Origin of the sequence: Variovorax paradoxus, assembly GCF_022009635.1 — a bacterium.
Taxonomy (GTDB): domain Bacteria; phylum Pseudomonadota; class Gammaproteobacteria; order Burkholderiales; family Burkholderiaceae_C; genus Variovorax.
The window spans coordinates 7,432,544-7,446,530 of sequence record NZ_CP091716.1; the positions used below are offsets into that span (position 1 = coordinate 7,432,544).

Here is a 13,987-nt window from a genome sequence, read left to right on the forward strand (position 1 = left end):
TCTCCCCTCCCGATACCCGCTTCTGTCGTCACTGACTTTTTCAGTCAGCTTGCGTGCGTCCGCGCGCGAGGCCCTTCAACGCGAAGGAGCCTTGTCATGCGTCATCTCGAACTTCGTCAGCAGCCGCTGCAACAGCAGCCGGCGCAGCCGCGGACGCTGCACAACCCCCGCACGCCCGCAGGCACCACCGAGCCCCGCATCGACGACACGCTGGACCAGGCCGCCGCACTCTGGACCACGCGCCGCATCCGCAGTTGCCTGGTGCTTCTCGATCCGTCCGCTCGCCCGGCTCATCGCTGAGGCCCCCCACGCATGCAGACACAGGAGGCCCCCATGGACCCAGCCCCTCATTTGCGCCCCCGCGCGCCTCATTCGTTGTTCCGATCGATTGCCAGCCTGAGAGAGTGCTGCGCGCCGTGCTGCGGAGAGACCGTCACGCCTGATTGACCAGCGTGTGCGCTTTTCTTTCCTTCACGGCCCGCGCTGCCGCCGTGAAGGAGAGAAAAAATGAAAAACGTCCTGAAGTCCTTTTTCGAGAGCTTCCTGCGCAGCCGCCACATGCTGCATCACTTCGAGCGCTGGCAGACGCTGCTGGGCTCGAAGCCCGCGGCCTCCGGTTCGGTCAGCATGCCGGCCGACATCGCCAAGGCCCTGGACGCCGCCTCGCGCACCGACGCCGGCGAAATGCTGGTCAAGCTCCACAGTTCGCCGCGCGGCCTCAGCGAAGGCCATGCACAGGTGCTGCACAAGCGCCTCGGCAGCAATGAGGTGCGCCACGAGAAGCCGCTGCCCTGGTGGCAGCACCTGTGGCAGTGCTATCGCAATCCGTTCAACCTGCTGTTGACGGTGCTGGCGCTGATCTCCTACGTCACCGACGACATGAAGGCCGCGCTGGTCATCGGCAGCATGGTGGTGCTGTCGACCGTGCTGCGCTTCCTGCAGGAGTCGCGCTCCAACAAGGCGGCCGAGCGCCTCAAGGCGATGGTGAGCAACACCTCCACGGTGCTGCGGCCCGCGCCGGGCCAGAAGGCGGGATCGGCGGGCGACGAAGGTTTCGATGCCACGCACGCCGGCACGGTGCGCGTCGAGGTGCCGATGCGCGACCTGGTGCCGGGCGATGTGATCGCGCTGTCGGCCGGCGACATGGTCCCCGCCGACTGCCGCCTGCTCACCGCCAAGGACCTGTTCATCAGCCAGTCGGCACTGACGGGCGAGGCGATGCCGGTCGAGAAGTTCGTCGGGCGTTGGTGCATGGATACTGCGCAGGCGTTCTGTTAGGCTCGCGGCCCTGATAAAAAGACCGCCTCCCGCCACATGCCCAACAAATTCAACGCCGATCACCGCCATCATATTCCGAAGATGCGGCACTTCGTGCGTAACTGGCCCGAATATGAATCGGGACTTCGCAACCGTGGCAGCCTGACGTTCTGGGTTACCCCGCAGGCGATGCAACTCTGGCCAGCCCAAGCGCGCAGCACACCAGGCGGGCAGTCCATCTATTCGAATCAGGCCATCCAAACCAGCCTGATGCTGCGCCTGGTATTTGGCCAAGCCCTGCGACAAACCGAGGGTTTGATGAGGTCGATTTTCCAGCTTCTCGAGATTGATCTGAAGGCCCCCGACCACACTACCTTGAGTCGCCGAAGCATGACCCTCAAGGCTTTGCCACGCCAGTGCGCGCTGCCCGCCGGGCCGCTGCATTTGTTGATCGACAGCACCGGGCTGAAGCTGTTTGGCGCAGGCGAATGGCTGCAGAAAAAGCACGGACAAAAGTCGCGGCGTAGCTGGAGAAAGCTGCACTTGGCAGTGGACGCCAGCACGGGGCACATCGAGGCGTCGGTCTTGACTGGCCAGGATGTCGATGACCCATCTCAGGTTGGTCCACTGCTTGATCAGATCGAGCACGAAGTCGCCTCTGTTACCGCCGACGGCGCCTATGACGGCGAGCCAACCTACGAGCGGATTGCCCAACGCGATACGCAAATCGACGTCATTATTCCACCGCGCGTTACCGCCCAGCCCAGCGCGCAATTCGAGGCAGCGCCGACCACACGCGACAACCACCTGTTGATGATTCAAAGCTTGGGACGGCTGGAGTGGCAAGAGGCCTATGGCTACGGCAAACGTGCGCTGGTGGAAACCACGATGGGTCGCTTCAAGGCCATCATCGGGCCAAAGTTGCGTGCCCGTGATCCACGTGGCCAGCAGGCCGAGGCAAATGCTGCGGTGGCGGTGCTCAACCGCATGCTGAGCGCTGGACGCCCGAACTCCGTCCGCACTTCAGCAGCTGCCGTCTAAGCCCCTGCGGGGTTGGGGTAACCCCGGTCCCAGCGGTATCCATGCACCAACGCCGTCGCCAATGGCATGGGCATCGGTTTCGTCACCCAGGTCGAGTTCATTCCCCTGCCCGGCCTTGCCGCGGTCCCGATCGACGACAGCGAGCTGTCGATCAGCTACTCGCTGTGCTGCCTGGCGGTGCGCAAGGACCGGCCTTTGATCCGCGCGCTGTTCGATGTGGCGCTCGCCTGAGCGCGGCGTACGCGGCGGAACGTGCCGGCGAACCCGCCGATGCCTGCCGGCATCCGTCGAGAAACCACCACCTACATCGCAAGAAGCCTGACCGGCGCAGCATGCCCCACGGCCGGCCGCTGCGGCAGCGTGTCGCCCGCGTGCGCAACCGGCGCCGACCCCTGATCGCAACGCGCGCAGTCCGGCTGCGCGCAGGCGAGCTGCACCGTGACCGGGCCACCGAGCGACATGCCATGCGCCTGCGCCGCGCGCACCAGCCCCTCGTGCAACGCCTCGTCGACCACCTCGACGCTCGCGTTGCAGCCCCCGCATCGCAGGCGCACCATGCCTTCGGGCGCCTGGCTGCGCCGCAGCCGGTGAACCGCGCGCGCACCACCGAGGCTGCGCTCCCATTCGCGCTGCACGAGCCTGACTTTCTCCAGCTCCTTGATCACGCGGTAGACGCTCGCCAGGCCGGTGGCGGTGCCGCGCCTGAGCATGCGGCGAAACACTTCCTCGCCGCCGAGCCATTCGGAATCGCTTTCCGCCAGCGTCTGCAACACGCACAGCCGAATGACCGTGGGCCGGATGCCCAAGCTGCGCAGTTGCTCCGAAAAACTCTCGTTCGCCGGCACCTGCGCTCGGCGCGTCTCTGAAAATGCCATCGACTTGCGCACTTGTTGCCGCCTGCCCGTGTCGTTGCCGTGCGCTCAGGCCGCGAGGCCTTGCGCCGGCGCCTTGGTGTCCTGCGCGACGCGTCCGGCCTTCATGTGGACGATGCGGTCCGCCACGTGGAAGTAGCGGTCGTCGTGCGAGATGACGACGAGCGAATGTCCCTTGGCACGCAGTTCGGGCAGCAGCTCGGTGTAGAAGAGATGGCGGAAGGTCGGGTCCTGGTCGGCGGCCCATTCGTCGAACACCAGCACCGGTCGGCCTTCGAGGTACGCGTGCACCAGCGCAAGCCGCTTGCGCTGGCCCGTGGAAAGGTCGGTGGTGCTGAACGCGCCGTCCTTCACCGACACCTTGTGCGCGATTTCCAGCCGCTGCAGGTAGGGCAGCGCGGTCTCCGGCAGCGCCTGGTGGCCGCCCTCCTCGCCGGCCACGAGATCCTCGAACAGGTAGAAGTCGGAAAACACCGTGGTGAAGAGCTGGCGGTAGTCGTCGCGCGTCTCGGGCGTGACGGGCTTGCCGTCGAGCACCACCTCGCCCTGGTGCGGTACGTACAGGCCGAGCAGCAGCTTGATGAGCGTGGTCTTGCCCGAGCCGTTGTCGCCGACGATGAAGACGATCTCGCTGCGGCCGATCTGCAGGTCCACCGGGCCGAGCACGAAGGCCTCGCTGCCCTCGGGCGTGTCGAAGGCGTAGCGCACGCCGCGCAGCTCGATGGCGTTGCGCAGCGGCGGCGACGTGGGCGGCGATCCGAGGTGCAGGTGGGGCTCCGGCGTGGCGAAGCGGGCCGACAGGTCGGCGATGCGCTCGAAGGCCACCCTGGCGCGGCCGAGGTGCGGCAGGGCGCCGACGATCTGGTCGATCGGGCCCTTGATGAACAGCAGCACGAGCACGAAGCCGCTGAGCACCACCGGCTCGGTCGTGCGCCAGGCGGCCCAGCCGAGGATCAGTGCGATCAGCAGGAAGAACAGCGCCGAGCCGAAGGACGTGGCCAGCACGAAGGTGTTGATCGCGCGGCGGTTGATGTCGCGGATGTTGTCGACGGTGCGGGCAATCTGCCCCTCGTACACCTTGGCGCGGCGGGCACGGTGCATGCGCAGTTCCTTGGCGCCTTCGCTGATGCCGCGGTAGGCCTTGTGCAACAGTTCTTCCTGCTCGCGCGACTGGAAAAAGCCCGCGATGCCGCGCCCATGGGCCCAGGTCTGGACGGCCACGCCGATCAGCATCGCCACCACCAGCAGGCCGAACAGCGGCAGCGACAGCCAGGCGAGGTAGCCCAGGCAGCCCAGCGCGATGGCCAGCGAGATCATGGTGGCGGCCAGCATGAAGGCCACGTCGCTGATCATGTCCACGTCCTGCGTGAGCACCGGCATCAGCCGGTGCATGCGGTAGCGCTCCAGCGCGTCGATGGGCGCCGCAAGAATTTTCTGCGCCAGATCCTTGCGCACCTGCGCGACCAGCCGCTGGCCCACGACGTTGTTCGAGATGTCGGAGATCGCGCGGCCGACGAGCGCCACCGCGCACAGCGCCACGAAGGTCAGCAGCAGGCCGCCGGCCATGCCGCCGGGCCGGCTGAGCACCTCGTTGATGGTCGCCAGCAGCGCCACGGTGGCCACGCCCGCGCCGATGCCGGTGACGGAGGAGAGCGCGATCCAGGGGGTGAAGGGCTTCAGCAGCCGAAGGAGGTCGGATGCCTTGGCGCCGGCGGGTTGGGTTTGCATGACAGGTATGACGGGACGACCGCCCGAATGTTTAGCAAACGCTATTGCAGCGTCGGCTCCTGCCGGGACTCGTCGCCGGGAGCGGAACCGACCATCGCCGCACCGGCCAGCGCCCAGAGGGTCAACGCCTCGTCGAGCGCGCGCACATGTTTCGCATCGCGCCCCAGCCACAGGACCAGCTTCTCCGCGCGTTCGAGCGAGGGCGCGTCATGCAGCTCGCGAAAGAGTCGCCAGGCCTCGCTGAAAGCCGGATCGGAAGGAACCTGGTGTCGGGAGTTCATCGCATTCGGGAGGCCGGACTGCTGTGGATGCGTGGATAGACGCGACCTGCCGCCATATGTTTAGCGCATGTCATCCGCACGTCGCAATTTCGTGAACTGTTGCGCCGCACTAAACCGCTGGGCGCGCCAACCGTCTCCATCAGCGATGAGCATGATTTGCGCGGTCGCGCCCTGTCGATGATTCCCCTGCTGGCGCCGATCTTCCGGGGCGAGTGGGCCGCTTATGGCGAAGCGCTGGCGTGCGCGCCGCAGCCGCCGGCCGGCGCCGTGCGGGTGGCCGACCTCGTCACCGACCCGGCGCTGCTTGCCGGCTTGCTGCAGGCGCACGCACGGCACCTGCGGATGCGCAAACCCGACCTGCGCCCGGTGGCATCGGCATGGAGCATGGATTACCTGAGTGCTCTGCTGCCACCGGTGGCCGCGGCGGCCAGCCTGCTGCAGCACGTGTTTCCGATGGCGCCGGCACAGGTCTGGCTGACCCTGGCCGACGGGGCCGTGCCGCAGCGCTTTCATATTCCGCACGAGGGGCAGGCGCTTGCGGGGGCCGACACCGCGGCGCGCTACGCGGTGCTGCTCCACGAGCACCTGGCCCCGCTCTTCGCGCAGCTGACGCGGCTGACGCGAATCGCGCCCAAGATCCTCTGGGGCAACGCGTCGCGCTACCTGGAGCCCGTGCTCGAACAGGGACTGGCGTTGAGCGGCCATGCCCCCTCCATCGCGAGAGACCTGCAGCATCTGTTGCACCAGCCGCACTGGGGCGGCGACGACAACCCGATGTTCACCGTGCAGCGCAAGGTCGTGCGGATGCATGCCGGCGCGCCCGAGCCGCTCACGCTGCACCGGCAGTGCTGCCTTTACTACCTGCTGCCCGAGGAAGGCTATTGCGGCGCGTGCCCGCTGGCGCCGCAATTTCGCAAGACCACCGGCTAAACAAACAGACTTGCCGCGCGTCATTTGCGGATAAGCATCCATTCATCGGTGCCACTGCGATTCCCATGCCACTGCATCCCGATCTCGAAGCCTTCCTCGAACTGGCCGCCCTCGCCGAAGAAGACGGGCGTCCGCCGATGTGCGACATGTCTCCCGCGCAGGCGCGTGCCAGCTATGACCAATCGACCGTGGCGCTGGACGGCGTCGGCCCCGACCTGCCGGTCGAGGACATCGCCTTCCAGGCCCGCGACGGTGCCACGCTGCACGCGCGGCTGTACCGGGGAGGCGCCACCGCGGCGGCGCTGCCGACCCTGCTGTATTTCCACGGCGGCGGTTACGTCGTCGGCGGGCTCGATTCGCACGATGCGCTGTGTCGCTCCATCGCGCTGCGCACGCCCTGTGCCGTCCTGGCGGTCGACTACCGGCTGGCGCCGGAGCACAAGTTTCCGACTGCGTTTCATGACGCCGAGGACGCAGCGGCATGGCTCGCGGCGCACGGCGGCTCGCACGGTCTCGATACCGCGCGCGTGGCCTTCGGCGGCGACAGCGTCGGCGGCACACTGGCCACGGCGCTGACCCTGGCCGCCCGCGAAGCCGGACGCGCGCAGCCGCTGCTGCAGTTGTTGCTCTATCCCTGCACCAGCATTCGCCAGGACAGCGCTTCGCACCGGCGTTACGCGAGCGGGCACCTGCTCGAGCAGCGCACGCTGCAGTGGATGTTCGGCCACTACCTGCGCAGCGATCAGGACCGCCAGGACTGGCGTTTCGCGCCGCTTGCCGCGCAGGACCTGTCGGGCCTGGCGCCCGCGCACGTCGTGCTGGCGGAATACGACCCGCTGGTGGACGAGGGCAAGGCCTATGCCGAGCGGCTGCAGGCCGCCGGTGTGCGCACCCGGCTCGACGTGCACGAGGGCATGGTCCACGACTTCGCGCGCCTGAGCCAGGTGGTGGAAGAGGCCGATGCGCTGCGCACCGCGATCGCGCGGATGCTGGCCGACGCGTTCCAGCGTCCGGCCGTGTCCACGTCGCCGGCCGCCACGGCTTCGATCGGCGCGTGGGTGTTCCATGCGCATCCCGACGGCCGTCCGCTCGAAGTGCGGCTCGACGCGGCGAAGCTGAGCGTCGGTCCGCAGGGAAGCAAGGAGGGCACGAGCCAATGGGCGCTGCGCAAGCAAGCCGATGCGCTGCGTCTGGAATGGCCGGCAGACCACGGCGCGCAGCCCCCCGAGGAATCGCATCTGCTGGCGGCCATCGAGGCGGCTTTCGTGCGCCATCCGGAACTTTGCACGCTGTCGCTGGAGGTGCCGCCATCACGCACCGCGTGGCTGGTGGACGTGGGCGCGGCGAGTGCGGCGTACGGCTCGCAGCCGAGCGTTGTCTCGCGCGAAGCCTTCTGGCAGCTGCCTCGCGTGTGGCAGCGCAACCCGCGCGAGCCCTTCGCACAGCGCTACACCTTGAGCCAAGGCCGGCGCCATCCGATGCGCCCGGCCAAGCCGGTCGGCACGGTCTATCAGCGCCACATTCCGTGGCTGTCGCAGACGCTGACGCTCGACACCGTCGACATCGAGCGCGACCTGGCGGCTTTCAACCGCTGGATGAACGACCCGGTGGTGGCCCATTTCTGGGAGGAGCAAGGCGACCTTGCCAGGCACCGCGCCTACCTCGAGACCATTGCCGCCGATCCGCGCGTCACCGGGCTCGTCGGCCGGCTCGACGGCGAGGCCTTCGGCTACTTCGAGGTTTACTGGGCCAAGGAGGACCGCATCGCGCCCTTCTACGACGCCGGCGACCACGACCGCGGCTGGCATGCGCTGATCGGCGAGGCGCGCTTTCGCGGCAAGCCGTTCCTCACGGCATGGATGCCCTCGGTGTCGCACTACCTCTTCCTGGACGACTGCCGCACGCAGCGCATCGTGATCGAGCCGCGCGCGGACAACCACAAGATGATCAAGAGCCTGGGCCGCTGCGGCTACGCCCACGTCAAGGAGTTCGACTTTCCGCACAAGCGGGCCATGCTCGGCCTGCTGCTGCGCGAACGCTTCTTCGGCGAGGCCCTCTGGATTCCCCGCGGGGAACCGACCATTTCGCCAACTTCGGCCAAGGGCGCCGAACTTCCCATCGAGGACACCCAATGCAAATCCATGACCTGATCGGCGTCGGCTTCGGCCCGTCCAACATCGCCCTGGCGATCGCCCTCGACGAGAAGCGCCACCACGGCCAGTTCGTGGACGCGCTGTTCATCGAAAAGCAGCCGGGCTTCGTCTGGCACAAGAACATGCTGCTGGACAACGCGCACATGCAGATCTCGTTCATCAAGGACCTGGCGACGCTGCGCAACCCCGCGAGCCGCTTCACGTTTCTGAATTACCTGCACGAGAAACAGCGCCTGCAGGATTTCGTCAACCTCAAGACCTTCTTCCCGAGCCGTCACGAGTTCAACGACTACCTGGGCTGGGCTGCGGCGCAGTTCGAGGACCGCTGCGCCTACGGCGAGGCCGTGTTCGAGGTGATTCCAGAGATGCGCGGTGCCGAGGTGCAGTTGCTTCGCGTGCGCTCGCGCGAAGCCGACGGCACCGTGCGCGAGCGGCTGGCGCGCAACCTGGTGGTGAGCGTGGGCGGTGTGCCGAACGTTCCTGCGCGTTTCCTGCCGTTCAGGGAAGACGCACGCGTGTTTCATTCGAGCAACTACCTCGAGGCGATCGCGCGGCATCCGGATGCGAAGCGCATCGCGATCGTCGGCGCGGGCCAGAGCGCGGCCGAGCTCTTCATGGATCTGCAGAGCCATCCGAACAAGCCGGCGGTCGACCTGATCATGCGGGCCCGCTCGATCAAGCCTTCGGACGACAGCCCCTTCGTCAACGAGATCTTCAATGCCGACTTCACCGACTTCGTGTTCAACCGCTCCGAGCCCGAGCGCGCAGAACTGCTGGAGGAGTTCTGGCACACGAACTACGCGGCGCCCGACCTGGAGCTGATCCAGCAGATCTTCAACGTGTTCTACCGCCAACGCGTGGCCGGTGTGGCGCGCCACAGCTTCCTGCGCCGCCACGAGGTGTCGGCGGTGCGCGCGGCGGCCGACGGCATTCACCTGTCGCTGCACGACATGAACACCGACCAGCGCGGCAACCAGGCCTACGACGTGGTGATCCTCGCCACGGGCTACAAGCGCGACGGCCACAAGGCGCTGCTCGATCCGATCGCCCCGTACCTGGGCGACTTCACGGTCGACCGCCACTATCGGCTGCAGGCTGCGCCGGAGCTGAAGCCGGGCATCTTCCTGCAGGGCGCCTGCGAGATGAGCCATGGCCTGAGCGACACGCTGCTTTCGGTCACCGCGATCCGCTCGGACGAGATCGGCCAGGCCTTGCTGAACGCGAATCCGCGCACGGCAGCGGCGCAGCCGACGCAGGCCGCGGAGCGCACACCTCGTGCGGCGGCCGTGCTCTGACATTTGACGGGCATGACGCGGCTCGGTGATACACTTAATAAGAATAGTTCTTATTAACCTCCCCCGAGATCACCGACGCGCAGTGCAGCGGCAGGTTTCCGGGGCTCATCGTCGATGCTTGCGAGAAGGCGACCGGATGCGCGACCTCGTTCAGGAACTGGTAGCTCACTATGCGGACTTGCGCCGGCAGTTGACTCGCGACCTGAGGGATCCCCACTACGCGGCCGACATCGCGCAGTCGAGCTTCGAGCGGGTGTTCGCACAGGCCACGAAGTCGCTCGGCGCGGCCCGCGGTACCGGCGCCGAAGTGGCGGCACCGGATGACGCGAAGGACGCCGGCAGCGGTATCGAATCGCCCCGCGCCCTGCTCTTTCGCGTGGCCCGCAACCTGTGCATCGACGATGCGCGCCGCCGCAAGGTGGCGCAGGAATGGGTCGGCACGCATGCCGCCATCGGCACGCACCTCGTGGCGCCGTCCAGCGAATTCATCCTGGCGCAGCAGCGTGTGCTGGCGCGGGTGGTCGAGACCATGGAAAAACTCCCGCCGCGGCGGCGCCAGGTGTTCCTGCTGTTTCGCGCCTACGGCCACACGCGCGCGGAGATCGCGCAGCAGTTGGACATCACCGAGATGGCCGTGGCCAAGCACCTGCTGCGCGCCACCATCGATTGCTCGCGGGTGTTCGCCGAGCTGCGCGCCGAGCTGATCGAGCCGCAGCACGTGCAGAACCACGCCGGCTTCGATACTGCGCTGGCCGAAGACTTCTCGTGAGCGGCAGCATGGCAATGAGCGCTCCGCGCGAACGGCTGATCGAGCGCGCGCTCGCGCTGATCGTCGAGGGCGAGATCGCGCCGGGCGAGGCCGCGCAGCACGCCCGCATGGCCATGAATCAATGGCGCAGCAGATCGCCCGAGCATGCGGCGGCGCTGCTGGAGGCGCGCCATCGCTGGGACGCGCTCGGTGGCATGGCCGGCGACCTGCGCGCGCACTTCGACGATCCGGCAGCCGGCATGGCCGCCGCGGCGGCGACCGAGTCCGGCCGGCGGTCGCAGCGCCGCAAGATGCTGCTCTCCATTGCGGGGCTGCTGGGCGGCGGCCTCGTCGCGGGCCGCGGCATGCAGTGGTATTGGCAACAGCCGGTTTTTCATGCGGCCTACAACACCCGCACCGCGCAGATGCTGAAGGTGTCGCTCGCGGATGGCGCCGGCGACGCGCCGGGCAGCCAGCTCGACATCGCACCGCAAAGCGCCATCGATGTCACGCTGTATCGGCAGCGCCGCGTCGTCGAGATGGCACGCGGCGAAGTGCGCTTCGAGGTGGCGCATGATGCGCGGCGCCCTTTCCAGGTCCGCACGCGCGGTGCCGTCATCGAGGTGGTCGGCACGGTCTTCACCGTGCGCGACCGTGGCGGACCCATCACCGTGGGGGTGGAACAGGGGCATGTCCGCGTGCAGGTTCGCGCCCGGCAAGACGGTGGAGCGCCCTACGCGAACGCCACGGAAGTCATCGACCTGCGCAGGGGCGAACTAATTGAAGTGCGGGACGGCCACGCCGATGCGGTGCGGCAATCAGACACCAGGGCCCTCTCGGCATGGCGCGACGGCTGGCTGGTGTTCGACAACACACCGCTGGGCGAGGCGCTGGCGGTGGTCAACAGCTACCGCGCCAGCCCGATCGTCGGCGCCAATGCGCGCATCGACGCCCTGCGCCTCTCGGGCCGCTTCCGCAGCAACGACTCGGTGGCGCTGGTGGCGCTGCTGCCGACGATCCTGCCGGTGACCGCCGTCTCCCGGCCGGATGGCAGCGTGGAACTGCAGGCCTGGCCGCATGGCGGCACCGCCTTTTGAACAGGCTGTCTCTGTTTGGCGAGTTCAAACGTCTTACTTTGAGAAGCGGCAAGGCTCCGATTTTTCGGGGGGCCTCCGCCCAAAAGTACGAATACGTCGCATTTACCTGACCTGGAGCCCTGACCCATGCGTTCTTCGCCTCGCCACCGCCTTCTGAGCGCCGCGCTTGCCGCTGCCTTTGGAACCACCTTTGTCAGCTGGAGCAACCTTGCTTCGGCGCAGGCGTCCACACAGGCGGCCGTGCCTACCTTCGAAATCAGCGTGCCGGCACAGCCGTTGGCGGCGGCGTTGAACGAACTTTCCCGGCAGACCGGCATCCAGGTGCTGGCCTCCGGCGATCTGGTTTCACGCGTCAGCGCGCCGGCCGTCTCCGGGCGACTGACGCTGCAACAGGCACTGGACCGCCTGCTGGCCGGCAGCGGCCTGAGCGCCGCGCGCGAAGGCGGCGCGGTGGTCATCCGCGCCGCAAGCAGCGCCGATTCCGGCAAGACGCTGCCGCAAGTCCTGGTCACGGACTCGCTCGAATCCGACTCGGCCGCCTCGCTGCAGAAGGACGGCACGGCCGCCGACGGCTACCGTGCCAAGACCGTGTCCTCGGTCGGCGCATTCGGCAGCATGAGCCTGCAGGACACCCCGTTCTCGATGAGCGTGGTTCCCCGCGAGTTGATCCAGAACATCCAGGCTCAATCGCCCGACGACATCTACAAGCTCAATCCGTCCACCCGTACCTCCACGCCGCAGGTCACGAGCTGGAGCCCGCTCGTGAGCATCCGCGGCTTCGAGGGCTCGAACATCGCCGAAGACGGCATGCGCCGCATCTACAACCACGCAGCCGTGCTCGAAGACAAGGAGCGCGTCGAGATCCTGAACGGTCTGTCGGGCTTCCTCTATGGCGCTGCGTCGCCGGGGGGCATGATCAACTACGTCTACAAGCGCCCGACCATCGAGCGCCTCAACAGCGTCACGGTCGGCAACTACGGCGGGAGCCAGGGCTATGTTCACGGGGACTTCGGCGGCCGCTTCGACGAAGCCGGCCGCGCCGGCTACCGGCTGAACGTGGTCAAGCAGGAGGGCGGCACCGCCGTCGACGACCAGACGATCAACCGCACGCTGGTCAGCGCCGCCGTCGACTGGCAGGTGACCGACAAGCTGCTGCTCGAATTCAACGCGGTCTACAACAAATACCAGACCTCCGGCACCTCCGCCTACTGGTTCTTCGACGGCGTGCCGCACGGCCGTGCCCCCGACGCCAAGAAGAACTGGAGCCAGCCGTGGGTGCGCGACGAGTTCGAAAACACCAAGCTGATGGGCAAGGCGACGTACCGGCTCAGCGACAACGTCACGCTGCGCGCGGCCTACATGCGCGACAACATCGACCGCCCGGTGCAGGACCACACGATGAACAGCGTGGCCTCGACCGACGGTTTCAGCCAGATCCGCATCCGCTCGGGCCGCACCAAGGACACCTTCGACGCCGGCTCCGCCCTGGCCGACGTCACCTTCAACACCGGCCCGGTCGCGCACAAGCTCACTCTCGGCTACTACATGTACTCCGACAAGTCGTGGGGCACGCTCAGCAGCCCCAACACCGGCTGGCAAGGCCCCTACCCCTTCAATGCGCCGACCTACGTGCCCGAGCCGTACTTCCCGCCCAACCTGTACGCGCCCTACTACTCGGGCCGCGTGGTCAACTCCAACTACGTCATCGGCGACAACATCCAGTTCAACGACCAGTGGTCGCTGCTCGTGGGCCTCAACCACAGCACCATCCGCACGGAGTCGCTGACCTCCACCGGCGAGCGTTCGCAGCCCGACTACGACAAGAGCCGCAACTCGCCCTCGGTCTCGCTGATGTACAAGCCCGTGCCCTGGCTGACCGCCTACGCCAGCTATATCGAGGGCCTGGAACAGGGCGGCATCGCACCAGACACCGCGTCCAACTACGGCGCCATCCTCGCCCCGATGGTGAGCAAGCAGAAGGAAATCGGCATCAAGGCCACCGTGGGCAACATGCTGCTGACCACCGCGTTGTTCGACATCGAGAAGGCCTATGAATTCACCGACAGCAACAACGTCTACACGCAAAACGGCCGCCAGAACCACAAGGGGATCGAGTTCAACGCTTCCGGCAAGCTCTCCGACAAGTGGACCGTGGTCGGCGGCGTCACCGCGCTCGACGCCAAGGTGAAGGGTTCCGACTTCAACGGCAACGCGCCGATGAACGTGGCGAAGGTCGTGGCGAAGGTTTACTCCGAGTACGAGCTCCCCGTGCCCGGCCTGAGCCTGACCGGCGGCATCTACTACACCGGCAAACAGTGGGCCAACGCGGCCAACACCGACCGCCTGCCGGGCGTGACCACCGCCGACATCGGCATGCGTTACGCCACCAAGGTCGGGGGAAAGCCACTGACCCTGCGCCTGAATGTGGCAAACGTGACCAACAAGAGCTATTGGCTCAACAGCTACTACGTAGGTTCGCCGCGCAGCGTGGCGTTCTCGGCGCAAGTGCAGTTCTGACGACGAGCATGCGCTGCCAGGCCGTCGCCGCCTGAGCCGCGCGGCTCTCTTCTCCGGCTTTCCCTCCA

11 protein-coding genes and 3 pseudogenes are annotated in these 13,987 nt (G+C 67.1%); 11 read left to right on the forward strand and 3 right to left on the reverse strand.

The genetic code is table 11. From position 1 onward, the window contains the following. Window positions 1-96 precede the first annotated feature (96 nt). From L3V85_RS34925 to L3V85_RS34940, 4 genes and pseudogenes are all read left to right on the forward strand, one after another. Window positions 97-300, forward strand: a complete 204-nt coding sequence (locus tag L3V85_RS34925) for a hypothetical protein (RefSeq protein WP_237677123.1) — start codon at window positions 97-99, stop codon at window positions 298-300. Window positions 301-507: 207 nt separating this feature from the next. After that, a pseudogene (locus L3V85_RS34930) lies at window positions 508-1,239 on the forward strand (cation-transporting P-type ATPase); the annotation flags it as partial. A gap of 75 nt (window positions 1,240-1,314) precedes the next feature. Beyond that, window positions 1,315-2,298, forward strand: a complete 984-nt coding sequence (locus tag L3V85_RS34935; RefSeq protein WP_237676703.1) for an IS5 family transposase — start codon at window positions 1,315-1,317, stop codon at window positions 2,296-2,298. A 66-nt stretch (window positions 2,299-2,364) separates the two neighbouring features. Further along, complete coding sequence (locus L3V85_RS34940) at window positions 2,365-2,529, forward strand: hypothetical protein (protein ID WP_237677125.1); 165 nt, start codon at window positions 2,365-2,367, stop codon at window positions 2,527-2,529. A 71-nt stretch (window positions 2,530-2,600) separates the two neighbouring features. On the opposite strand, the gene L3V85_RS34945 is transcribed toward L3V85_RS34940, so the two are convergent. Genes L3V85_RS34945 through L3V85_RS34955 form a run of 3 tightly spaced genes read right to left on the reverse strand, consistent with a single transcriptional unit; the run spans window position 2,601 to window position 5,179 of the window. Beyond that, the gene (locus L3V85_RS34945) at window positions 2,601-3,173 is read right to left on the reverse strand and encodes a Fur family transcriptional regulator (RefSeq protein ID WP_237677126.1); all 573 of its coding nucleotides are present in this window, start codon (window positions 3,171-3,173) and stop codon (window positions 2,601-2,603) included. 45 nt (window positions 3,174-3,218) lie between these two features. Then, on the reverse strand, window positions 3,219-4,898 hold the full coding sequence (locus tag L3V85_RS34950; RefSeq protein ID WP_237677127.1) for a cyclic peptide export ABC transporter: 1,680 nt from the start codon (window positions 4,896-4,898) through the stop codon (window positions 3,219-3,221). 41 nt (window positions 4,899-4,939) lie between these two features. After that, window positions 4,940-5,179, reverse strand: a complete 240-nt coding sequence (locus L3V85_RS34955; protein ID WP_237677128.1) for a hypothetical protein — start codon at window positions 5,177-5,179, stop codon at window positions 4,940-4,942. Window positions 5,180-5,335: 156 nt separating this feature from the next. Here L3V85_RS34955 and fhuF point away from each other — a divergent pair, with 156 nt between their 5' ends. The 7 genes and pseudogenes from fhuF to L3V85_RS34985 all read left to right on the forward strand — a co-directional run bounded on the left by fhuF (window position 5,336) and on the right by L3V85_RS34985 (window position 13,919). Next, window positions 5,336-6,109: a siderophore-iron reductase FhuF gene (gene fhuF, locus L3V85_RS34960; RefSeq protein WP_237677129.1), complete on the forward strand. Its 774-nt coding sequence runs from the start codon at window positions 5,336-5,338 to the stop codon at window positions 6,107-6,109. 65 nt (window positions 6,110-6,174) lie between these two features. Next, a pseudogene (locus L3V85_RS37575) lies at window positions 6,175-7,116 on the forward strand (alpha/beta hydrolase fold domain-containing protein); the annotation flags it as partial. A gap of 546 nt (window positions 7,117-7,662) precedes the next feature. Further along, window positions 7,663-8,259 (forward strand): annotated as a pseudogene (locus L3V85_RS37580) (GNAT family N-acetyltransferase); the annotation flags it as partial. Continuing rightward, the gene (locus L3V85_RS34970; RefSeq protein ID WP_237677131.1) at window positions 8,241-9,557 is read left to right on the forward strand and encodes a lysine N(6)-hydroxylase/L-ornithine N(5)-oxygenase family protein; all 1,317 of its coding nucleotides are present in this window, start codon (window positions 8,241-8,243) and stop codon (window positions 9,555-9,557) included. The pseudogene L3V85_RS37580 and the gene L3V85_RS34970, both read left to right, overlap by 19 nt. A 136-nt stretch (window positions 9,558-9,693) precedes the next feature. Then, on the forward strand, window positions 9,694-10,326 hold the full coding sequence (locus L3V85_RS34975; RefSeq protein WP_237677132.1) for an RNA polymerase sigma factor: 633 nt from the start codon (window positions 9,694-9,696) through the stop codon (window positions 10,324-10,326). After that, window positions 10,323-11,402 carry a FecR family protein gene (locus L3V85_RS34980; RefSeq protein WP_237677133.1) on the forward strand — a complete coding sequence of 360 codons (1,080 nt, stop codon included), beginning with the start codon at window positions 10,323-10,325 and terminating at the stop codon, window positions 11,400-11,402. Before L3V85_RS34975 ends, L3V85_RS34980 begins: the two co-directional genes overlap by 4 nt. 126 nt (window positions 11,403-11,528) lie before the next feature. Next, a complete protein-coding gene (locus L3V85_RS34985) occupies window positions 11,529-13,919 on the forward strand; it encodes a TonB-dependent receptor (RefSeq protein ID WP_237677134.1) in 2,391 nt (796 codons plus the stop codon). Window positions 13,920-13,987 lie beyond the last annotated feature (68 nt).

Excerpts from the sequence above, each read along its gene's own strand:
- L3V85_RS34925 (WP_237677123.1), top strand. The coding sequence starts at position 97 with ATGCGTCATCTCGAACTTCGTCAGCAGCCGCTGCAACAGCAGCCGGCG.
- L3V85_RS34935 (WP_237676703.1), top strand. The coding sequence starts at position 1,315 with ATGCCCAACAAATTCAACGCCGATCACCGCCATCATATTCCGAAGATG.
- L3V85_RS34940 (WP_237677125.1), top strand. The coding sequence starts at position 2,365 with ATGGGCATCGGTTTCGTCACCCAGGTCGAGTTCATTCCCCTGCCCGGC.
- L3V85_RS34945 (WP_237677126.1), bottom strand. The coding sequence starts at position 3,173 with ATGGCATTTTCAGAGACGCGCCGAGCGCAGGTGCCGGCGAACGAGAGT.
- L3V85_RS34950 (WP_237677127.1), bottom strand. The coding sequence starts at position 4,898 with ATGCAAACCCAACCCGCCGGCGCCAAGGCATCCGACCTCCTTCGGCTG.
- L3V85_RS34955 (WP_237677128.1), bottom strand. The coding sequence starts at position 5,179 with ATGAACTCCCGACACCAGGTTCCTTCCGATCCGGCTTTCAGCGAGGCC.
- L3V85_RS34970 (WP_237677131.1), top strand. The coding sequence starts at position 8,241 with ATGCAAATCCATGACCTGATCGGCGTCGGCTTCGGCCCGTCCAACATC.
- L3V85_RS34975 (WP_237677132.1), top strand. The coding sequence starts at position 9,694 with ATGCGCGACCTCGTTCAGGAACTGGTAGCTCACTATGCGGACTTGCGC.
- L3V85_RS34985 (WP_237677134.1), top strand. The coding sequence starts at position 11,529 with ATGCGTTCTTCGCCTCGCCACCGCCTTCTGAGCGCCGCGCTTGCCGCT.